Source organism: Streptomyces sp. NPDC023723, from assembly GCF_040639815.1.
In the GTDB taxonomy this organism is placed as follows: Bacteria; Actinomycetota; Actinomycetes; order Streptomycetales; family Streptomycetaceae; genus Streptomyces.
The window spans coordinates 74924-93749 of sequence record NZ_JBFAAP010000003.1 but is presented as its reverse complement, the minus strand read 5'-3'; the positions used below and the strand labels follow the sequence as shown (position 1 = coordinate 93749).

The 18826-nt window shown below is 73.2% G+C and carries 19 protein-coding genes and 1 pseudogene; 4 read left to right on the top strand and 16 right to left on the bottom strand.

From position 1 onward, the window contains the following. Window positions 1-42: 42 nt before the first annotated feature. The 3 genes from AB0G32_RS05465 to AB0G32_RS05455 all read right to left on the bottom strand — a co-directional run bounded on the left by AB0G32_RS05465 (window position 43) and on the right by AB0G32_RS05455 (window position 3112). On the bottom strand, window positions 43-2361 hold the full coding sequence (locus AB0G32_RS05465) for an esterase-like activity of phytase family protein (RefSeq protein ID WP_361158477.1): 2319 nt from the start codon (window positions 2359-2361) through the stop codon (window positions 43-45). 129 nt (window positions 2362-2490) lie between these two features. After that, window positions 2491-2748 carry a winged helix-turn-helix domain-containing protein gene (locus AB0G32_RS05460; RefSeq protein ID WP_361158474.1) on the bottom strand — a complete coding sequence of 86 codons (258 nt, stop codon included), beginning with the start codon at window positions 2746-2748 and terminating at the stop codon, window positions 2491-2493. A gap of 67 nt (window positions 2749-2815) precedes the next feature. Beyond that, on the bottom strand, window positions 2816-3112 hold the full coding sequence (locus AB0G32_RS05455; RefSeq protein ID WP_361158471.1) for a winged helix-turn-helix domain-containing protein: 297 nt from the start codon (window positions 3110-3112) through the stop codon (window positions 2816-2818). Between the two features lie 161 nt (window positions 3113-3273). Here AB0G32_RS05455 and AB0G32_RS05450 point away from each other — a divergent pair, with 161 nt between their 5' ends. Then, a complete protein-coding gene (locus AB0G32_RS05450) occupies window positions 3274-3492 on the top strand; it encodes a hypothetical protein (protein WP_361158468.1) in 219 nt (72 codons plus the stop codon). After that, on the top strand, window positions 3489-3797 hold the full coding sequence (locus AB0G32_RS05445) for a hypothetical protein (protein ID WP_361158465.1): 309 nt from the start codon (window positions 3489-3491) through the stop codon (window positions 3795-3797). Before AB0G32_RS05450 ends, AB0G32_RS05445 begins: the two co-directional genes overlap by 4 nt. Before the next feature lie 121 nt (window positions 3798-3918). Here AB0G32_RS05445 and AB0G32_RS05440 read toward each other — a convergent pair whose 3' ends face one another. The 3 genes from AB0G32_RS05440 to AB0G32_RS05430 form a co-directional block, all read right to left on the bottom strand. Next, window positions 3919-5160 (bottom strand): acyltransferase, encoded by a 1242-nt coding sequence (locus tag AB0G32_RS05440; RefSeq protein WP_361158463.1) that lies wholly within the window; start codon window positions 5158-5160, stop codon window positions 3919-3921. 86 nt (window positions 5161-5246) lie between these two features. Beyond that, a complete protein-coding gene (locus AB0G32_RS05435; protein WP_361158460.1) occupies window positions 5247-5822 on the bottom strand; it encodes a TerD family protein in 576 nt (191 codons plus the stop codon). Between the two features lie 51 nt (window positions 5823-5873). Continuing rightward, window positions 5874-6140: a GlsB/YeaQ/YmgE family stress response membrane protein gene (locus AB0G32_RS05430; protein ID WP_361158457.1), complete on the bottom strand. Its 267-nt coding sequence runs from the start codon at window positions 6138-6140 to the stop codon at window positions 5874-5876. 212 nt (window positions 6141-6352) lie between these two features. Here AB0G32_RS05430 and AB0G32_RS05425 point away from each other — a divergent pair. After that, window positions 6353-7006: pseudogene (locus AB0G32_RS05425) on the top strand (phosphatase PAP2 family protein); the annotation flags it as partial. A 51-nt stretch (window positions 7007-7057) separates the two neighbouring features. Here the strand turns inward: AB0G32_RS05425 and AB0G32_RS05420 are convergent. The 7 genes from AB0G32_RS05420 to AB0G32_RS05390 all read right to left on the bottom strand — a co-directional run bounded on the left by AB0G32_RS05420 (window position 7058) and on the right by AB0G32_RS05390 (window position 14756). Beyond that, the gene (locus AB0G32_RS05420) at window positions 7058-7759 is read right to left on the bottom strand and encodes a response regulator transcription factor (RefSeq protein WP_361158455.1); all 702 of its coding nucleotides are present in this window, start codon (window positions 7757-7759) and stop codon (window positions 7058-7060) included. Further along, window positions 7756-9108 carry a histidine kinase gene (locus AB0G32_RS05415; protein ID WP_361158452.1) on the bottom strand — a complete coding sequence of 451 codons (1353 nt, stop codon included), beginning with the start codon at window positions 9106-9108 and terminating at the stop codon, window positions 7756-7758. The genes AB0G32_RS05420 and AB0G32_RS05415 overlap by 4 nt, the downstream gene beginning before the upstream one ends. 67 nt (window positions 9109-9175) lie before the next feature. Beyond that, window positions 9176-9841: a response regulator transcription factor gene (locus AB0G32_RS05410; protein WP_361158449.1), complete on the bottom strand. Its 666-nt coding sequence runs from the start codon at window positions 9839-9841 to the stop codon at window positions 9176-9178. Then, the gene (locus AB0G32_RS05405) at window positions 9838-11019 is read right to left on the bottom strand and encodes a histidine kinase (protein ID WP_361158446.1); all 1182 of its coding nucleotides are present in this window, start codon (window positions 11017-11019) and stop codon (window positions 9838-9840) included. The genes AB0G32_RS05410 and AB0G32_RS05405 overlap by 4 nt, the downstream gene beginning before the upstream one ends. Then, complete coding sequence (locus AB0G32_RS05400) at window positions 11016-11849, bottom strand: type II CAAX endopeptidase family protein (RefSeq protein WP_361158443.1); 834 nt, start codon at window positions 11847-11849, stop codon at window positions 11016-11018. The genes AB0G32_RS05405 and AB0G32_RS05400 overlap by 4 nt, the downstream gene beginning before the upstream one ends. Before the next feature lie 103 nt (window positions 11850-11952). Further along, window positions 11953-12822: an alpha/beta fold hydrolase gene (locus AB0G32_RS05395; protein ID WP_361158440.1), complete on the bottom strand. Its 870-nt coding sequence runs from the start codon at window positions 12820-12822 to the stop codon at window positions 11953-11955. Between the two features lie 191 nt (window positions 12823-13013). Beyond that, a complete protein-coding gene (locus tag AB0G32_RS05390; RefSeq protein WP_361158437.1) occupies window positions 13014-14756 on the bottom strand; it encodes a CocE/NonD family hydrolase in 1743 nt (580 codons plus the stop codon). 35 nt (window positions 14757-14791) lie between these two features. Here AB0G32_RS05390 and AB0G32_RS05385 point away from each other — a divergent pair, with 35 nt between their 5' ends. Next, a complete protein-coding gene (locus AB0G32_RS05385) occupies window positions 14792-15721 on the top strand; it encodes an MBL fold metallo-hydrolase (protein ID WP_361158434.1) in 930 nt (309 codons plus the stop codon). Window positions 15722-15776: 55 nt separating this feature from the next. Here AB0G32_RS05385 and AB0G32_RS05380 read toward each other — a convergent pair whose 3' ends face one another. Genes AB0G32_RS05380 through AB0G32_RS05370 form a run of 3 tightly spaced genes read right to left on the bottom strand, consistent with a single transcriptional unit; the run spans window position 15777 to window position 18824 of the window. Further along, a complete protein-coding gene (locus AB0G32_RS05380; RefSeq protein WP_361158431.1) occupies window positions 15777-16703 on the bottom strand; it encodes an alpha/beta hydrolase in 927 nt (308 codons plus the stop codon). A gap of 3 nt (window positions 16704-16706) precedes the next feature. Beyond that, window positions 16707-17822, bottom strand: coding sequence for an FAD-dependent monooxygenase (locus AB0G32_RS05375; RefSeq protein WP_361158428.1), 1116 nt, complete (start codon window positions 17820-17822; stop codon window positions 16707-16709). Between the two features lie 48 nt (window positions 17823-17870). Beyond that, window positions 17871-18824: a phosphotriesterase gene (locus AB0G32_RS05370; RefSeq protein WP_361158425.1), complete on the bottom strand. Its 954-nt coding sequence runs from the start codon at window positions 18822-18824 to the stop codon at window positions 17871-17873. Window positions 18825-18826 lie beyond the last annotated feature (2 nt).

Here is an 18826-nt window from a genome sequence, read left to right as displayed (position 1 = left end):
GCCCATACGCTAACGGACCAGGGGGAGCGGGGAGCCGGGGATTCAGCGGCCGAGGACCTGGCGGCCGCGGCCCAGGTCCAGGAAGACCGTCTCGCCGGTGGAGTCGTCCAGGCCGTCGTTGTCGGTGACGGCGTAGACCCGGCCGTTCCCGGCGACGGTCAGGCCCTCCAGCTTCTCCTGCGTCCAGCCGTTGGTCGCCCGCAGGTCGGGCAGGACGTCGTGGGCGAGGGTCTTGTCCAGCACCGGGAGGGTGCCCGCCGGGGCGGCGGTCTTCGGGAGCGGGACGGTGTAGATCCGCTTGACCTTCGCGGCCGGGCCGTTGAGCTTGTCCCGCTCGATGACGGCCAGCCGGTCGCCGACCACGGTGATCTCGGACAGCCCGATCCAGTCGCCGTCCGTGGTGGTGCTGTCGAGCCGGTAGCCGTACCAGCTCCAGGTGCCGGCCGTCACGTCGTAGCGGCCGAGCCGGACGGTGCCGGACGGGTCGGTCTTCACCTCGCGCTGCAGGGCGGTCCACAGGATCTCGTGGCCGCGGGCGTCGGTGGTGGCGGTGACGCCCTCGAAGCCCTGCGAGCCGAGGCCGGCGGCGACGTCCGAGGGGAGGGGGACCACCTGCTGGGTCACCCCGTCGCGGTCGAGGCGGACGAGCTGGTTGCCGGTGCCGGTGGCGCCCTCGACGGCCAGCCAGAAGCCGCCCCCCGGACGGGCGTACACGCCCTCGGCGTCGTAGCCGGTCGGCCGGCCGGCGGCGTCCTTGACGGTCAGCTCGCGGCGGATGACGGCACCCTGGCCGCCGCTGGTGTCGATGGTGAGGACGCGGGTGGTGTCGTACGCCGCGTCCGTCACCGCGTACACCTCGTCGTCGCGGCCCGGCACGGCGGACAGGCCGCTGAGCGCGCCCCAGCCGATGGGGGTGCCGGAGGAGTCGGAGGCGGCGGAGATCGTCGGCTGACCGGCGGCGGAACTGCCGAGCTTGAACAGGCTCACCGAGGCGCGCACGCCGGCCTCCGCGTCGTCCTCCTCGCTGGAGACGGCGAACAGGCCCCGGGAGGGGATGGGGAGGAGCCCCTCGGGCCCGTTGGTGGTTTCGAGGATCTGCTTGAAGACCGGCTCGGTGGGCTCGCTGATGTCGTAGACGGCGACGAAGTTGGAGCGCTCGGAGCCGACGAAGGCGTACCGGACGCCGTCGTACGTGGCGATGGCGAGGCCCTCCGGCTCGGTGCCCTTGTTCTCCGAGCGGTCCTCGTTGAGCAGGCCGTAGCGGGCGGCGAGGTGCTCGTAGCTGTTGCCGGCGTCCCAGACCACCTTGCCGGTACGGCTGTCGAAGACGGTCCAGCCGCGGGTGCCGCCCTTCCAGTCGCCCTCGTTGGCGGTGGCGAGGTAGCGGTCGTCGATCCAGCCGACGGCGTCCGGCTCGCGCGGCACGTCGGTGATCGAGCCGGTCTGGTCGATGACGCCGTCCTCGACGGTGTCGATGCCGGTGACGGTCGCCGTGCCGGCGCTGAACGCCTTGGTGATCCGGCCGGCGGCGAGGTCGATGGTGACGATGCCGTTGTTCTCCTGGAGCGTCACGACGAGCTGGCCGCGGCTGTTGACGGAGACGTACTCGGGCTCGGGGTCGGTCGGTTCGGTGATCCCGGCGGCGGTGAGGACCGGCAGCGCCGACCCGTCGGCCTTGGTCAGCGCCACCTTGCGCAGGCCCCACGCGGTGGGCTTCGCGGCCTTCAGGTCCACGATCTGCACGAACCCGGCGGGCGCCTGCGGCAGGTCGCCCTCCTCGCCGCCGGCCGGCGTGGCCTCCTCGTCGCGCTCGTTCTCGATGGCGATGGCGGCGTACCGCTTGTCCTTGCTGAGCGCGATCGAGTCGGGCTGGCCGCCGAGGTCGTACGACGCGACCCGCTCGCGGGTACGCAGCGAGACGACGTCCAGCCGGCCGGACGGCTCGGTGTAGCTCGCGCTGGTGTTGACGACGACCAGCACGTACTGCCCGACGACCGTCACCGAGGTCGGCTCGTCCTCGGCGTCGCCCAGCTCGGCGAGGGAGAGGGTGCCCAGGCCCTTGGGGCGGCTCGGGTCGCTGATGTCGAGGAAGCCGATCCGCTTGCCGGCGGCGTCGGTGTAGACCTGGGTGCGGCCGTCCTCGCTGACCGCGGATATCTCGGCGACGGTCTGGGCGGCGGCGTCCTCGCCGGCCGGGCGGTTCTGGAAGACCGGGTAGGTGGCGGTGCGCGCGAAGGCGGCGGTGCGCTGCCCCGAGCTGTGGTCCGTGCCCTTGCCCGTCCCCGCGTAGGCGGTGCCGGCCAGGGCGCCCGCGGTGACCGCCAGGGTGGCGAGCGCGGCACAGGTTCTCTTCGGGAGCATCGGTCCTCCGGTACGGGTGGGTACGTCCACTGCGGCCGGATCGTCCCATCACGCGGCCGGGACCGGTGGACGGGACGGTGAACGGCAGGCGAAGATCACGTACGCCTCCCGGCCGGATCGGCGTGACGGTCAGTCGCCGGATCCCGGGTCGGCGGGTGACTCAGGGGTCCCGATCACATAGGTGCCCTTCGCGGGGAGCGTGGCGACGAGGCCGCGCTTGCGCAGCTCGACGACGGCCCGCCGCACGGTGCCGATGCTGACGCCGTACAGCTCCGTCATGGCCCGCTCGCCCGGCAGCGCCGCTCCTTGGGGCAGCTTGCCGGCGGCGATCTCGGCGGCGATGGCGTCTGCCAGCTTGACGTATTCGTAGCGCGGGGGAGCAGTCATCCCTCTACGGTGCTGCACCGGTGTGCGCCTCGGGCCGGAACGCGGCAAGACGCGGGGCGACGTGGTGTCAGCCGGTGGGGCCGTCTTGATCCTGGGGCGGGTCGGCGGGAGGTTCCTCCGCGCGCACGAAGGTGCCCTTGACGGGAACGGTGATCAGCAGTCCTTGGTCGCGCAGCTCGCGGATGGCTCGACGCACGGTGTTGACGGCCACGCCGTACTGATCGGCGAGGTCGCGCTCGGCCGGGAGGCGAGCGCCCGCCGGAAGCCGTCCCGACCGGATCTGTCCAGCGATGTGGTGCACGACCTGCACGTACACGTAGACGTGACTCGCCGGGTCGGGTGTCCAGTCGTGTTCGTCAGCCATGTCTGCACGCTAAGGCGGTGCATCGCAGCGCACCACGTACGGGTGCAACCGCATGCTTCCTATTGCTACCTAACGCGTCCTGTAGCAAGGTGATCGGAGAACACCCCGGCGGCCTGGCAGGGCCCCGGGGCACGGCCAACGCTTGCTTGAGGAGCGTCGACATGTACGACCTTATCCGTCGCGTCGCCCGGAAACTGAGCCTTCTGCTCGGTCCGGGCACCGGCATCCACCGGGCGGGCGGCCCTCGCCACCGCCACGTCCCACCGATCACCGCGCCCGACTGTCTCGACCTCCCGCACTCCCCGTACTGCCGGCACGTTCCCCTCGACGGCGCCGCGACCCGCCTCGTCCGTCCTTACGTGCTGGAGGCGGCGGCATGAGCGCACCCGTCGAACTGCGCCTGCTGCCCTGGCTGTCCGCCGAAGGCAAGCCCTGCTTCCTCGCCCCGGGTGACGACGGCGGGATCGTCTCGCGGCTCGCTGACGAGACGGAGGCCCGGCAGCTCGCCGTGGCGGCGGACGTGCTCGGTGCCGCCGGCCGGGTGCTGAGCGACCCGCTGACCCCGAACGCCGAGGTGCGGTACGCGGCGATCCGGCTGTGCGAGTGTCTGGCCGACGTGCTGCGGGTGGCGGAGTCGCGCGGGAGGCGCTCAGCGGCGGTCGGGCCGTCCGGCGGTCCGGTGTAGGGCGGGTCCGGGCCGGGTGGCGTTCAGTGGACGAAGGCGGTCAGTTCCGCGGGGGCCTGTTCCGCCATGTGGTGGCCGGACCAGAGGACCAGCGTCGGGCAGGTGCCGGCAGACGGACGCGTCAGCGACCTCGACCCGCGCTGTCTCGAAGCCCTCGAACATTCGTGTCTCCTCGCTGTCCGGTGGTTTTCCGCTGCCGCCCGCGCCGCAGTACCGGCCGCTCGACGAACCAGTACGACAGCAGCGCCAGCACCCCGGTCAGCAGCACCGTCGTCGCCAGCCGGCCCTCCGTCATGCCGAGGGAGGCGAGCAGCCGGACGACGGGGTAGTGCCACAGGTAGAGGCCGTAGCTGAGGTTGCGGCCGGTCCAGGACAGCGGGGCCAGGGACAGCAGGCGGGAGAGGCGGCCGTCGGGGTGCAGTTCCAGGGCGGTGACCAGGGTGGCGGAGACGGCCGCCACCGCGAGAAAACCGGCGGTGTACCACAGCGCGGTCCAGGCGCCGGCGTCCTGGGTGACCGGCACCCGCCAGCCCACCAGCAGCAGCAGGGCGAGGGCGGGCCAGCACAGCCGGGCCGTCCAGGTGCGCAGGAGGGCCAGCCGGGGATCGTCGGCCCGCAGCCGGGCCAGCACCACCGCCACCAGGGCGCCGGCCAGCAACTGGTCGGCCCGGGTGTCGGTGCCGTTGTAGATGCGGTGCGCGGCGTCGGGCGCCCACAGGACGCAGCGCCACAGGACCGGCAGCGCGCACAGGGCGGCCGTGCACAGCAGGACGGCGCGGGCCCGCAGCCGGTGCAGCAGGGCGAGCAGGATCAGCGGCCACAGCAGGTAGAACTGCTCCTCCACGCCGAGCGACCAGGTGTGCGCGAGCGGGCCGGTGAGGCCGGAGTACGGTCCCGGCTGCGCGGCGCGTACGAGGTTGACGACGAACGCCGCCGCGAGGCCCGCCGCCTGCCAGGCGCCGTCGAAGGCCCACAGGGAGGTGGCCGCGCCGAGTACGGCGCAGACCGCGCACAGGACCAGCAGCGCGGGGACCAGGCGGCGCCAGCGCCGGCGGTAGAAGGACAGCAGCGCGATGCGGCCGGTGCGGACGTACTCGGCGAGCAGCAGCCGGGTGATGACGAAGCCGCTGATGGTGAAGAACAGGTCCACGGCGACCGAGCCGCCCGGCATGAGGTCCGGCTCCACGTGGTACACGAGGACCAGCGCCACGGCGAGGGTACGCAGTCCGTCCAGTCCGTCGACGCGGCCGCACCGGGCCGGCGCCGAGGGAAAGCCCCGGCGGGCACCCCGGGGGCCGCTGGGGCTCCGGGGGGTCGCCGGGGCGCTTGGTTCCGCGGTCGTCGAGTCCGGTCCCTCGGCCATGAAGGAGAACGCTTCCCATCTGCCGGCTGAATGAGCGGTGACCGGGGGCGCCTGCCCGAGAAGCGGAACCGTATTCCTCCGCTCGCTCAGACGTTGACGCCGAAGTCGGCCGCGATGCCCGCCAGACCGGAGGCGTAGCCCTGGCCCACCGCGCGGAACTTCCACTCCGTGCCGTGCCGGTAGAGCTCGCCGAAGACCATCGCGGTCTCGGTGGAGGCGTCCTCGGAGAGGTCGTAGCGGGCGATCTCCTGGCCGCCCGCCTGGTTGACGACCCGGATGAAGGCGTTGCGGACCTGGCCGAAGCTCTGGCCGCGGCTCTCGGCGTCGTGGATGGAGACCGGGAAGACGATCCGGTCGATGCCGGCGGGCACGGCGGCCAGGTCGACCTTCACCGACTCGTCGTCGCCCTCGCCCTCGCCGGTGAGGTTGTCGCCGGTGTGCTCGACCGAGCCGTCGGGGCTGGTGAGGTTGTTGTAGAAGACGAAGTGCTGGTCGGTGGGGACCCGGCCGGCGGCGTCCAGGAGCAGCGCGGAGGCGTCCAGGTCGTAGTCGGTGCCGGTCGTGGTGCGCACGTCCCAGCCGAGGCCGACCAGGACGGCGGTCAGTCCCGGGGCCTCCTTGCTGAGCGAGACGTTGCCACCCTTGGTCAGGGAAACTCCCATGGCGTACTCCTTCTCGGTTCTGGTGCCGGGTCGGTGGTGCGGTGCGGGCCGTCAGCGCCGGGAGTGGCCGAACAGCAGCCGGTAGGCGATCAGCAGGACCAGGGCGCCGACGACGGCGGAGCCCCAGGTCGCGGCGTCGAAGAAGTCCTGCCGCACCGGCCGGTCCAGGAACGTCGCCGACAGCCAGCCGCCCAGGAAGGCACCGGCGATGCCGGTCACCGTCGTGCCGACGCAGCCGCCGGGGTCCCGCCCGGGCAGGATCAGTTTCGCGATCGCTCCGGCGAGCAGTCCCAGTACCAGCCAGGCGACGATGCCCATGTCTCCCACACTCCTTGCCACCGCCCCGCTTGTCGGGCCGACTGCGGACAGCCTAACTTCTACATGTCTGTAGATTCTGCGCGGATGCCTCCCTCGGGCGCCGGAAGGGCGGCGGGGCAGGTGCCGGCCGTGTCAAGGGTGACGAAGGTCGGGGGTCCGGCGGCTCCTTCGGCCCGGGTGGTGCCGGGGGGCCGTCCCTAGCGTCGGGCCGTATGACTGACACGACGGCGTCGGCCCGTACGACCGACAAGACGAGAACCTCCCGGACGGCCGTCCCGCGTGCCGTGGCCGCACTGCTGCTGGGCGCCGCAGCGGTCGCGCTGCTGTATCCGGGCGGGCTGGGACAGGCGCGGCCGGTCCGGGTGACCGGCGGGGCCTCGGCCGCGGTGTTCCGGCAGGTGAACGGGGCCGTGGCCGACGCGCCGTCCTGGGTGGCCGCGGTGGCGGACATGGCCGGCGACGGGCTGCTGGCCGTCCTCGGCCTGCTCGCCGTCCACCTGGGCTGGACGGCGCTGCGGGACCGTGCCGCCCGTGCGGTCGCCGGTGCCGGCCTCACCGTCGCCGGTACGGCGGTGGCCTACGCGGTCAGTGAGGCGCTGAAGCTGGTGGTGGACGAGGAGCGGCCCTGCCGGGCGGTGCGGGGGGCCGCACCGGTCGCCGAGTGCCCGGTGACCGGCGACTGGTCCTTCCCCAGCAACCACGCCACGCTGGCCGCCGGGCTCGCCGTCGGCCTGGCCGCGCTCCGTCCCCGGCTGGCCGCTGTCGCCCTGCCGCTCGCGGCGGCCGTGGCGGTGGCCCGGGTCGCGGCGGGCGTCCACTACCCGCACGACGTACTGGCCGGCGCGGCGCTCGGGGCCGCGGCCACGGCGGCCCTGCTGCCGCTCGCCCTGCCGCCCGCCACCCGCGCCGCGACCGTCCTACTGGCCCGGTCCGGACGGCGGTACGACGATCCCCGCCTCGTGGGCGACCACGGCCGCCGCGGCCCGGTTGTCCACGGCCAGCCGGGCCAGGACGGAGCTGACGTGCGCCTTCACCGTGCCCTCGACCAGGCCCAGTCGGCGGGCGATCTGCCCATTGGTCAGCCCGGCGCCGAGGAAGGCCAGCACCTCCCGCTCCCGGGGTGTGAGGGCGGCGACCCGGTCGCGGGCGGCGGCGCGGCGCTCGGCCCGCGCGCCGCTGCCCCGGTCCGCGAGGTGGGCGATCACCCGGGCCGCGACCTTGGGTGACAGATAGGCGGCGCCGTCGGCCACGGCCCGTACCCCGGCGACCAGTTCCTCGGGCGGGCCGGACTTCACGAGGAAGCCGGCCGCGCCGTCGCCGAGGGCGCGCAGGATGTACTCGTCCTCACCGAACGTCGTCAGCATCACGATGCCGGTGCCGGGCACCGTCCGGCGGATCTCCGCCGCGGCGCCCAGACCGTCCAGGCCCGGCATCCGGATGTCCAGTACGGCCACGTCGGGTCGGTGGCCGCGGGTCAGCTCCACCGCTTGGTGACCGTCGGCGGCCTCGGCGACGACCTCGAGGCCGGGGTCGGTGGAAAGGACCGCGCGGACGCCCGCACGGACCAGGGGTTCGTCGTCGGCGATCAGCACTCGGGCCGCCCGGGCCGCCCGGCTCACGGGGAGACCTTCTGCTTCAGCACCAGCCGGTCCGCGTGGAAACAGAGACGGTAGACGTCGCCCGAGTCGTCGGCGAACGGGTTCGCGGTCATCGCGTAATACTCGCACCGGGTGCCCGAGGGGGCCGGCGCGGCCGGGCGGTGCGGCGACTGCCGGGCCGGGAGCAGCGGGGCCAGCCGTGCCCGGTCCTGGCCCGTGCGCAGGCCGGCATAGGTGTCGGGGGGCAGCACCGACGCCCGGACCAGGTACACGTCCCAGGCTCGCAGCCCCGCGCCGAGCAGGACGACAGCGGTCAGCGGCATCCAGAGGGCCGCCCACCCGACGCGCCTGAGCCGCCGCCGTTCGCGCTGGTGCTCCTGGGGCAGCGTCGCCAGGCGGGGCGCAGGCGCCGCCCCGGGGGCGCGGGGCACCTGCGCGGTGACCGCGAAACCGGCCCCCCGCGGGCCATACGCCAGTGCACCCCCGGCCAGCCGGACCCGTTCGTCCAGCCCGATGAGTCCGCGCCCGCCGCCCGGCACCGGACCGGCACCCGTGCCCTCGTCCGTCACCCGCACCGCCACCTCCCGCGCCGTGTACCGCACCGCCACCGAAACCGCCGCGCCCGGCGCGTGCCTGGCCGCGTTGGTCAGGGATTCCTGCACCACCCGGCGCACGGCCCGTTCGGCGGCCGGGGGCAGGTCGCCGGGCTCGCCCTCGATGGTCAGGGTGACCGGCAGCCCGGCCGCCGCCGCGCCGTCGACCAGGTCCTCGACACGGGCGGTGGCCGCCGGGGCGGCGTCCTCCCGCAGAATGCCGATCACCTCACCGAGGCGGTCGACGGCCGCGGCGGCGCGGGCCCGTATCTCCCCGGCGGCCTCCCGGTGTTCGGCCAAGAGGCCGGGAGCGAGTTTCATGGCGCCCGCCGACAGGGCGATGAGGCTGAGGTCGTGGCCGAGCAGGTCGTGCATGTCCTGGGCGATCCGGGCGCGTTCGCGCAGTCGGGCCTGGTCGGCCACCAGCCGCTGTTCGCGTTCGAGGTGCTCGGCCCGCTCCCAGCCGGCCCGCACCAGCGCCCGGTACTGGCGCCGGAACCGGCCCGCGCACCACGGCAGAACGCCCGCCCCGACCAGCACGGCCACGAACCGGTCGCCGTACCCGATCCACGACGGGACGAGACCCACCGCCCCGACGGCCACGCCCAGTACGCCCGCCAGCACCCCGGCCGCCGCCCGCCCGGACCCCGGCCGCGCGCCGCCCAGGCCCGCCAGCACCGCCGTCGCCACCGCCCACCACGGACTCGCGGCGCTCAGCACGACCGTCCCCGCCGCGGCGACGAGCGGCGGCACCCCCGACCTGATCAGTGACCTCACGGAACCCGACCCTAGGGACGCGGACCGGACCCGGACACTGCCGAAAGTACGGGGAATACCGGGAGGGTTACGTCACCAGGCCGTGCCGGTAGGCGTACACCACCGCCTGGACGCGGTCGCGCAGGCCGAGTTTGGTGAGGATGCGGGAGACGAATGTCTTGACGGTCTCCCGGCTGATCAGCAGGGCCGCGGCGATCTCGGTGTTGGACCGGCCGTCCGCGATCAGGCGCAGGACCTCCAGTTCCCGGGGGGTGAGCGGGACGTCCCCGGCCGGGCCGGCGTCGGTGGGGCGGATGCGGGCGGCGTACTTGCCGACCAGTTGGCGGGTGACGTCGGGGTCGAGCAGGGCGGCGCCGGAGGCGACGGTGCGGATGCCGAGCAGCAGGCGGTCCGGCGGCGCGTCCTTGAGGAGGAAGCCGCCGGCTCCGGCGCGCAGCGCCTCGTAGACGTACTCGTCGAGGTTGAACGTCGTCACCACCAGGACCTTGACGGGATGGGCCACCCCGGCGCCGGCCAGCAGGCGGGTGGCCTCGATGCCGTCCAGGCCGGGCATCCGGATGTCCATCACCACGACGTCCGGGCGCAGTTCGGCGCACAGGTCGACGGCGGCCCGGCCGTCGCCGCACTCGCCGGCCACCTCCATGTCGGGCTGGGCGTCGATGATCGTCACCAGGCCGGTGCGGATCAGCATCTGGTCGTCGCAGACCAGGACCCGGGTGGGCGCCGCGCTCATGACGGGCTCCCGGCGGGGATGCGGGCCCGGACCACGAAGCCGCCGCCCGCGCGCGGGCCCGCGCTGAACTCGCCGCCCAGCAGCTCGACCCGCTCCCGCAGCCCGGCCAGCCCGCGCCCGCTGCCGCCGGGGGACCCCGCCCCCGAACCGGTCGCCTCCGTGCCGACCTCCACGGTCGTCTCCTTCTCGCCGTGCCGCACCGCGACCGACGTGCGGATGCCGTGGGCGTACTTGAGGGCGTTGGTGAGGGCCTCCTGCACCACCCGGTACGCGACCAGCTGGGCGCTGCCGGCCGCCTGGGGAGCGGTGCCCTCCTCGGTGAACTCCACCGGCTGGCCCGCCCGTCGGGTCTGTTCCACCAGCGTGCCGAGGGTACCGACATGCGGCGCGCGGTCCTCGGGCGGCCGGGTGCCGTGGTCCGGGTTGAGCAGGTCGAGCAGGTGCCGCAGGTCGCTGATGGCCTGCCGGCCGGTGTCCGAGACGGCGGTCAGGGTCTGTTCGAGGCGGTCGGGCGCGGCGGTCAGATAGCGGGCCGCCTCCGCCTGCACCACCATCGCCGTCACATGGTGGGTGACCACGTCGTGCAACTCACGGGCGATCCGGGTGCGTTCGGCGATCCGGGACTCCTCGGCGACCCGCAGCCGGCGTTCGGCCTCCGCGAGCCGGGCGGTGCGCAGCCACGACCCCGCGGCCCACACCAGGGCCGTCACCCCGTAGAACATCACGAACCCGCTCGCCGACTCCCCCGGGCCGAGCCGGGCCAGGCTGACGGCCAGCACCGCGTACGCCGCGGAGAGGACGAGGACGGTGGCCCGGCGGTGCCGGTCGATCCGGGAGCCGGCGGCCAGCAGCGCGAAGGCCATCGCCGTACCGGCCACCGAGTGGTAGCCGAGCAACTGGTCGAGCGCGAAGCCCGCCGACACCAGGGACAGGCCGGTCACCGGCCACCGCCGGAACAGCGTCAGCGGCAGGCTCTCCAGGGCGATGACCGCCACCGCCAGCGCGTCGAACGGCCGGTCCGGCACGCCGCCGAGCCGGGTCCCGTGGCTCTGCAACGAGGGGAGGAACGACGTGGCCAGCAGCACCGGGCCGAGCGGGAGGTACCAGGCCGTCACGTCCAGCCGGCGCCAGCCGCCGCGGCGGACGAGGGCTGCGCGCAGGGCGGTCACCGAGGTCACCGGGCGAGCTTAGCGAGAGCGGCCTGGCGGTCGGCGCGGCGGCGGGGGACGAGGTGGCCGCGGTTGCGGGCCAGCGACAGGAACACGATCGTCACGATCACGCCGAACAGCACCGAGTAGACGCTGCCCTCCGGGCCGAAGTCGCCGCCGGTGAGCGCGACCGGGCCGTGGGTGGCGGAGTCCAGCAGGCCCTGCTGGGTGTCGTTGCCGGAGACCTCGGTGCTGAAGACACCGGACGCGGCGAAGTTCCAGCCGAAGTGCACGCCGATCGGCACCCACAGCCGGCGGGTGGCGACATAGGCGGCGCCGAGCATGCCGCCGGCCTCGACCGCGATGGCGACGGCGCCCCACAGGCTGGCGTCCGGGTTGAGCAGGTGCATGCCGCCGAACACCAGCGCGGTCAGGAGCAGCGCGATCCAGGTGCCGGTGAGCTTCTCGACGTAGCGGAACAGCACGCCCCGGTAGAGCAGTTCCTCGGTGACGGCGGCGGCGGCCATGAAGCCGAGCAGTCCGGCCGCGCCGGACGGCGACGCCACTCCGTCGACCTCGTAGTAGTCGCCGACGAAGAGGTTCGCGATGACGGCGGTGAACATCGCGGCGCCGATCAGCACCCCGCGGCCGAGCGCGGCCGGCGCGCCCTCCCGGCCCACCTCGGTGGACGGGCGGTGCTCGGTGCGCCGGACCACCCAGCCGTAGAGGAGGACGGCGAGGACGGCGGAGAGACCGCCGATGACCAGCTGGAGCCACGGGTTGCCGTCCACCGCGGCGGTGGCCTGGCCGCCGGCCATGGAGATGACCACGACGGCCAGGAGCTGCCATATGAATCGCATGGGAGAACTTTCCGGTCTTGTTGGCGGTGGGTCTGGCGGTGGGTCTGACGGTCGGTTTGACGGTGGGTCTGACGGTCGGTCTGGCGGCCGGTCTGGTGGTCGGTCAGCGGGAGGCTTGGGCGGTGACGTTCCGGATGGCCCCGACGGCGAGGTCGGGACGGTCCACGTGGATGTAGTGGCCGGTGCCCGGGGCGGTGCGCAGCGTGGCGCGGGGGGACAGTGCGCGCCACTGCCGCTGGCCCGCGGTCCACATCTCTTCCAGGGCGGGTCCGTACTCGGGGACCTCGGCGTACTGCGACTCGTGCTTGAGGATCCGCACCGGGATGCGGCCGGCCGAGCGGACCTCGGTGTCGGCGATGACGAGCTGCTCGGGGTTCTGGCCCTGGTTGGCCGCGAGGGTCTGGTCGCGCAGTTCGGCCGCCAGGCCGGTGGCCGACTGCGGGATCGCCTTGTTCAGGCCCGCGGTCAGGGCGGGAATGGTCGCGTCCAGCAGCACCAGGCCCTTGATCCGGTCCCGGTGGGCGGGGGCGTAGCGGGCGGCGAGGTAGCCGCCGAGCGAGTGGCCGGCCAGGACGACCGGGCGGTGGCCGGCCAGGCGGTCCAGGACGCCGGTGAGGATCCGGCCGCTGTCGTTGACGGTCTGGAGGCCGGCCGGCTGGTCGCTGGCGCCCTCGCCGAGCCGGTCGTAGGAGCAGACCCGGGACTTCTCGCTCAGTGTCTTCTGGAGGCCGGCCATGGTGTCCAGTCCGTCGCCGCCGCCGGCCATCAGCAGGACGAGCGGCCCCTTCGCCCGCGCGTCGCCCGAGCAGGAGACGTTCACCGAGTACCCGTCGATCCGGATCTTCCCGGTCTGGGTGCGCGCGGCCCCGGACCGGTCCGCCGCCGGGGCGGAGACGGTGCCGGCCACGAGGGCGGCGCCGGCCAAGCTGGTGCACAGTGCGGCGACGGCGGTTGCCCTGATCACGCGGTTCATCTCTGCCTCCCGTAAGCGGTGTGTTCCGGGCCCTGCGGCCACGAACAGAACGCTATGGATCGGCGGATGAGAAAGCGTCACCCCCTGGCGCGCACTTGCTTGTGGCTCACCAGGGGGACAAGCAGGGGACGAGCGGGGGATGGGCTGGGGGACGAGCTAGGGGACGAACCGGGGGACAGGCGGGTGACCGGTCACACCGTGAAGGGCAGGACCAGGCGGGACGGGTGGTCGGCGTCCCGGTAGATCTTGTGCGTGACCGGGCGGCCGACCGGCAGGTGGAAGGCGTCCGGCGGGAGCAGCGCGTTGTGCTCGTCGGCGAGCGGTTCGGCGTTGGAGAGTTCCGCGACCAGCCGGTGGCCGGGCCGGAGGGTGGCCGCGAACGGGTAGATGCGCAGCACGTACTCCTCGACCGTCCCCGGTTCGACCGGCACCGCCCGGGTGTGCGGGTGGTACGGGTCGCCCTCGCGGGTGCGCCGCTCGTCCAGTTCGCGGTGCGACGCCTTGAGGTAGGCGGAGGTGATCAGCTGCCGGCCGCCGGTGGGGGCCTCGTCCCACAGGCGGAGGATGAAGTTGGTGTCGCTCTGGTCGAGTTCGGCGAACAGGTGCGCCGCGCCCTGGCCGATCAGCTCGGTCGGCTCGGTGAACGGGGCGGTGGACCAGCTGAGGATCTCCACCTTGTCGGTCACCGTCAGCGGTGCCTGGTAGAAGCCGTCGGGGGCGGCGTGCTCGGCGCCCATCGGCTCCGGCTCGAAGGACAGCCTGCGGCGCGGGCGCAGGTGGAGGGCGCGGTGCTCGACGTCCTTCGGCGGCCAGCTGGTGCCGGTGACCGTCTCGCGGGAGCCCTCGACGTGGACGGTGACGGCGGGCTCGTCCATGACCCCGTTGTCGATGCCCTTGATCCAGTACTCGTACCAGCGGAACATCTTGTCGTGCTCCTCGACGAAGGGGCGCGACTGCATCGGCGGGTACGGGCCGATGTCCAGCTTCTTCGGGCCCTTCAGCGCGTGGAACAGCTCGATGGTGCCGTCCATCGTCCAGCCCCGGCCCTGGTCGATCTGGAGCCAGACCGGGATGTCGATGTTCGGCGCGAGGGTGATCGGGTTGCGCTCCTCGTACCAGTCGCCGTCGACCTCGTTCATGACGATGTCGAACCATGCCTCGTGGTTGGTGGGGTAGTTGAGGACATGGACCAGGTTCGGCCAGGCGGCCACGTCGGGGTCGGCCAGCCGCCTGGCGACCCGCTCCTTGATCTCCTGCGGCGAGAACGTCTCCAGCATCCGGGACCGCACCCGGTCGGTGAACGCCCAGCCGGAGTCGCCGCCGCGCCCCTCCCGGGCGGCGCGCGGCATGAACCACATGACACCGCCGTGGTACGTCGTCTCGTAGAAGTCGTAGTGGCCGCCGCTGACGAAGATCGCCTTCAGGGACGGCGGGCGCTCGGCCGCCGCCAGCACCTGCATCGAGCCGAAGTAGGAGATGCCGATCATGCCGACGTTGCCGTCGCACCACGGCTGCGCCGCGACCCACTCGATGAAGTCGTGGGCGTCCTGGCCGAGGGAGACGCCGCCGGCGTTGTAGTTGCCGATGTGCTCGCCCTCGGAGGCGCCGGAGCCGCGCAGGTCGCCGATGACGTGCACGTAGCCCTCCTGGACGACGCGCCGGATGTCGCCGGCCTCTATGCAGCCGTCCCACATCGGGCTCGGGCGGCGCTGCGGGGGCGTGGTGAGGGCGAGGGCCTGGAGTTCCTTGCCGTAGGGGCTGAGCGCGACGAGGGCCGGGCGCGGGGTGTCGTCGTCGGGCGCGGTGTAGGCGTCGGCGGCGAGGGTGACGCCGTCGCGCATCGGGACGCGGAGGTCCTTGCGGACGTGAAGGTCCCTGCGGACGTGAAGGTCCTTGCGGATGTGAAGGTCCTTGCGGATGTCAATGTTAGGCATATTATTATATTAAACCGTATCTGAGGAGAGACGCCATGACGCGCGAGGTCGACATCCACCCCTTGTGGTCGCCGTGGGGCCGCTTCGGCCTCTACAGCTTCTTCATCGACGCGCCCGAACCGGCGATCGTCGACACCGGCATCGCCTCCTCGCCGGCCGGCGGCATGGTCCCGGCGCTGGAGAAGCTCGGCCGGAGCGTCGAGGAAGTGCGCTGGATCCTGCTCACCCACGGCCACATCGACCACCTCGGCGGCGCCCACGCCCTGTGGGAGCTGACCGGCCGCCGCGCCCGGGTGGTCATCCACGAGGCCGACGCCCACCTGCTGCGCTCGCGGCGCGCGCATGTGCGGCAGTACCTGGACGTACGGCAGTCCTATCTGAACGACCCGGACGGCGAGGCCGAGCAGACCCGTACGGCCCAGGCGGTCATCTCGGGCGAGATGGAGCCGGACGTGCTGCTGACGGGCGGCGAGACCCTCTCCCTCGGCGGCGGCGTCACCGTTTCCGCGCACCACCTGCCGGGGCACACGCCCGGTTCCGTCGGCTACGTCGTCGACGGGCAGCGGTCGGTCTTCGTCGGCGACGCGGTGCAGATCCACGGGGCCGCCAACGGCTTCCCCGGCTACGAGGATCCGGCCGCCTACCGCGCGAGCCTGCGCCGGCTGCGCGACGCGGTCCGCCCGCGCGAGCTGTTCCTCGGTCATCCCTACCGGGGCGCCGACGGGGTGCCGTACGACGTCCGGCTGGACGCGGCGGGGGCCCGGCGCGCGCTGGACGAGAGCCTGGACATCGAGGCGCGGATCGCGCGCGCCGCACGCCGGTGCCCGCCCGGCGCACCGCAGCAGCCGGACTCCGTGTACGCGCCGTTCGCGCCGGTCGCCGAGGAGCTCGGCTACACGGGCGACCCGCGCCTGGAGCCGTCGCCGTTCTTCACGACGCTGCACGGCTACGGCTACCTCCGCTGAGCGGCCGGAAGGGGCGGCACGGCAACCGTGCCGCCCCTTTCCGTCTCCCGTGGCCTCAGCGCCGGCCGAGGAACCGCGCGGTCTGCGCGAAGACCCGCTGGAACTCGGGCAGCCAGCCGAAGTTGACCACGAACCCGTGGTTCGCCCCCGCGTACCGGCTGACCGTCGTGGGGACCCCGGCGTCCGCGAGCCGCCGCCCGTACAGCTCGCCCTCGTCCCGCAGCGGGTCGTACTCCGCCGTGACCACCAGGGCGCGCGGCAGACCGGACAGGTCCGCGCGCTTGACCGGGGACACCAGCGGGTCCGCCGGGTCGGCGCCGCCGTCCAGGTAGAAGGAGTTGAACGGCTTGAGACCGGCTGTCTCCAGCCCGTACCCCTCGGCGTTCTCCGTCATCGACGGGTACCGGCCGGTGTCGAGGTCCAGGTCCACGGAGGGGTAGTAGAGGACCTGGTGGGTGATGCGGTCGAAGCCGTCGTCGTGGGCGAGTGCCGTGACGGCGGCGGCGAAGGTGCCGCCGGAGCTGTCCCCGGCGACGGCGAGGTTGCCGCCGTCCCACTTCAGCCCGGTGCCGGGCCCGGCGGCCCAGCGGACCACGCCGTAGCAGTCCTGGAGCCCGGCCGGGAACGCGGCCTCCGGCGCCAGCCGGTAGCCGACCGAGACGACCTTGTGCCCCGTCTCGCTGGCCAGCGACCGGGCGACGGTGTCGTGCGTGTCCAGGCTCCCGGAGAAGAACGCGCCGCCGTGGAAGTACACCAGCAGGCCGTACGCGTCCGCTTCGACGGGCGTGTAGATCCGTACCGGGACGTCGCCGGCCGGGGTGGCCGCGACGGTGTCCTCGACGGCGTGCAGCGGGAGGCGGTCCGCGAGCGGCGGGACCCGGGCGGCCTCGGCGGCGCGCAGCGCGCCGGGGTCCGGCGGGGCGCTGTGGTCCTGCGGCGGGAGGGTGGCGAGGATCTTGGCGATCTCGGGGTGGATCGGCATGGGTCACTGGCTCCTGGGGGCGGTGGCCGGCTTCTGGCCGGGGAAGACGTCGCTGATCTCTTCCTCGGTCCAGCCCTGGCGCGAGATGCGCTGCAACTCGTCGGTGACCGGCTTGCGGACGGACTGGAACAGGGCCAGCGCGGCGGGCAGCGTGTCCGCCTCGCGCAGCGCGTCGGCGAGCGCCCCGGCGTCCTGGATGGCGGAGTTGGCGCCCTGGCCCTGGTGGTGCAGCATCGAGTGGGCCGCGTCGCCGATGAGGACGACGGAGTCCGAGTGCCAGGTGTCGACCGGGTCGATGTCGTAGACCGCGCGGATGTTCACGGTGTCCAGGTCGAGGCCGCGGGTGATGTCGACCAGGCGCTCGTCGAAGCCCTGGACGGTGGCCACGATGTCGTCCCGGGTGACCTTCGGCGCCCAGGTGGGGTCCGGGCACAGCGCGGTGATGTCGAACGACACCTGGCCGCGGTGGCGCAGCGGCAGCAGGTAGACCTTGGTGCCCTTGCCGATGTACATCCGCAGGTTGTCGTCGGTGACCATGCCCCGGGCGTCGTCGACGGAGATCACCGCGCGGTAGGCGTGCTCGCCCGAGAAGACCGGCTCCCGGTCGCTGAACAGCTCCTTGCGCACCACCGACTTGATGCCGTCGGCGCCGACCACGAGGTCGGCCTCGGCGGTCGTGCCGTTGGCGAAGGCCAGGGTGGCGCCGGTGCCGTGGTCCTGGACGCGCTCCAGTCTGTGGCCCACCTTGACCATGCCGTCGGGCAGTACGCCGAGCAGGGCGTCGATGAAGTCGCCGCGGTGGATGAGGTGGGTCCGGGTCAGCTCGCCGTGGGCCGGCCAGGACTCCCGCATGATCGGCTCACCGGTGGCGGACAGGATCTCGAAGTACTCGCTGGGCGAGCTGACCGCCGCGATCGCCTCGAAGATGCCCCACTCGTGGAACCGGGCGACGCTGGCCGGCCGCAGCCCGATGCCGGCGCCGACCTCGCGGATGCGGCTCGCCTGCTCGTAGACGTCGACCCGGGCGCCGAGCAGGCTCAGCGCCTTGGCGGTGGCCGCGCCGCCGTATCCCGCGCCGACCACGGCGACGTTCAGGTTCTTCAGTTCCGAAGGCTTCATTGCTGCTTCGCTTTCATGTTTTCAGGTCCCCGGCGCGGCACGGCCGGATCAGTCTTGGATCGTCAGGAAGTCGGCGGGATTGTCCTGGAACAGCCGCTTGATCCGCGCCTCGTCGATGCCCGCGCCGCGCAGGTCGGGGATGAGGTCCTCGAAGATGTAGTTCACGGTGTGGCCCTCGACGCCGGGCCAGCCCAGCGGGGAGCAGTTGGCGTCCGCCGAGACCAGGGCCTGGTCGAAGAAGCCCGCGTCGGTGAACTCGATGAAGTGGTCCAGGCGTTCCTGCCGGGGCCGGGCCCAGAACGGCGGGTCCGCCAGCTCCGTCTCGTAGCCCCAGGTGTCGAAGCCGATCCGGGCGCCGAGCCCGGCGAGCCAGGTCCACGGCGTGCTGGAGGCGTTCACCCCGTCGTCCACGTGCCCGAACAGCACCCGGTCCAGCGGGAGGCCCTCCTCCTGGAAGATGGCGACCGCGGGCTCCGCGTCGATGGCGAGATGGGTGAGGACGGGTACCCCGGTCGTCACGGCGGCCCGTGCCGCCGCCCGGTAGATCCGCCGGTCCAGCTCGGTCATCCGGCCGCCGCGGCTCACCCCGACCTTGATGATCCCGGCCCGGGCGCCGGTGCCGCCGATGCCCGCGGTGATCTCGTGCACGAACTGCCGGGTCAGGTAGTCGACGCCGGCCCGCTCGAAGAACGGCAGCGCGGTGTCGCCGCCGACGAAGCCGGTGCAGGCGACGATGTGCACGCCGGTCTTGGCGGACAGCGACTTGTAGTAGTCGACGTCACGGCCGTTGCAGATGCCGGTGACGTCGACGAAGGTGCCGCCGCCGTACTCGTGGAACTTCCGCAGCTTCGGGACGGTCTCCGCGTACCGCTGCTCCGGCGTCCGCCACCACTTGGTGTCCAGTTCCGAGCCGGGCATGCCGTACCCGATGTGCTCGTGGATGGCCACGATGCCCAGTTCCTCGGCGGCGATCGGACCCAGGACGGTGTTTACCCTTGACATGT

What these genes read in the sequence shown, in the direction of transcription:
- AB0G32_RS05465 (WP_361158477.1), bottom strand. Translation starts at nt 2,361, where the DNA reads ATGCTCCCGAAGAGAACCTGTGCCGCGCTCGCCACCCTGGCGGTCACC.
- AB0G32_RS05460 (WP_361158474.1), bottom strand. Translation starts at nt 2,748, where the DNA reads ATGACTGCTCCCCCGCGCTACGAATACGTCAAGCTGGCAGACGCCATC.
- AB0G32_RS05430 (WP_361158457.1), bottom strand. Translation starts at nt 6,140, where the DNA reads ATGGGCATCGTCGCCTGGCTGGTACTGGGACTGCTCGCCGGAGCGATC.
- AB0G32_RS05385 (WP_361158434.1), top strand. Translation starts at nt 14,792, where the DNA reads ATGACGCGCGAGGTCGACATCCACCCCTTGTGGTCGCCGTGGGGCCGC.
- AB0G32_RS05455 (WP_361158471.1), bottom strand. Translation starts at nt 3,112, where the DNA reads ATGGCTGACGAACACGACTGGACACCCGACCCGGCGAGTCACGTCTAC.
- AB0G32_RS05410 (WP_361158449.1), bottom strand. Translation starts at nt 9,841, where the DNA reads ATGAGCGCGGCGCCCACCCGGGTCCTGGTCTGCGACGACCAGATGCTG.
- AB0G32_RS05435 (WP_361158460.1), bottom strand. Translation starts at nt 5,822, where the DNA reads ATGGGAGTTTCCCTGACCAAGGGTGGCAACGTCTCGCTCAGCAAGGAG.
- AB0G32_RS05450 (WP_361158468.1), top strand. Translation starts at nt 3,274, where the DNA reads ATGTACGACCTTATCCGTCGCGTCGCCCGGAAACTGAGCCTTCTGCTC.
- AB0G32_RS05370 (WP_361158425.1), bottom strand. Translation starts at nt 18,824, where the DNA reads ATGTCAAGGGTAAACACCGTCCTGGGTCCGATCGCCGCCGAGGAACTG.
- AB0G32_RS05380 (WP_361158431.1), bottom strand. Translation starts at nt 16,703, where the DNA reads ATGCCGATCCACCCCGAGATCGCCAAGATCCTCGCCACCCTCCCGCCG.
- AB0G32_RS05390 (WP_361158437.1), bottom strand. Translation starts at nt 14,756, where the DNA reads ATGCCTAACATTGACATCCGCAAGGACCTTCACATCCGCAAGGACCTT.
- AB0G32_RS05440 (WP_361158463.1), bottom strand. Translation starts at nt 5,160, where the DNA reads ATGGCCGAGGGACCGGACTCGACGACCGCGGAACCAAGCGCCCCGGCG.
- AB0G32_RS05395 (WP_361158440.1), bottom strand. Translation starts at nt 12,822, where the DNA reads ATGAACCGCGTGATCAGGGCAACCGCCGTCGCCGCACTGTGCACCAGC.
- AB0G32_RS05400 (WP_361158443.1), bottom strand. Translation starts at nt 11,849, where the DNA reads ATGCGATTCATATGGCAGCTCCTGGCCGTCGTGGTCATCTCCATGGCC.
- AB0G32_RS05375 (WP_361158428.1), bottom strand. Translation starts at nt 17,822, where the DNA reads ATGAAGCCTTCGGAACTGAAGAACCTGAACGTCGCCGTGGTCGGCGCG.
- AB0G32_RS05445 (WP_361158465.1), top strand. Translation starts at nt 3,489, where the DNA reads ATGAGCGCACCCGTCGAACTGCGCCTGCTGCCCTGGCTGTCCGCCGAA.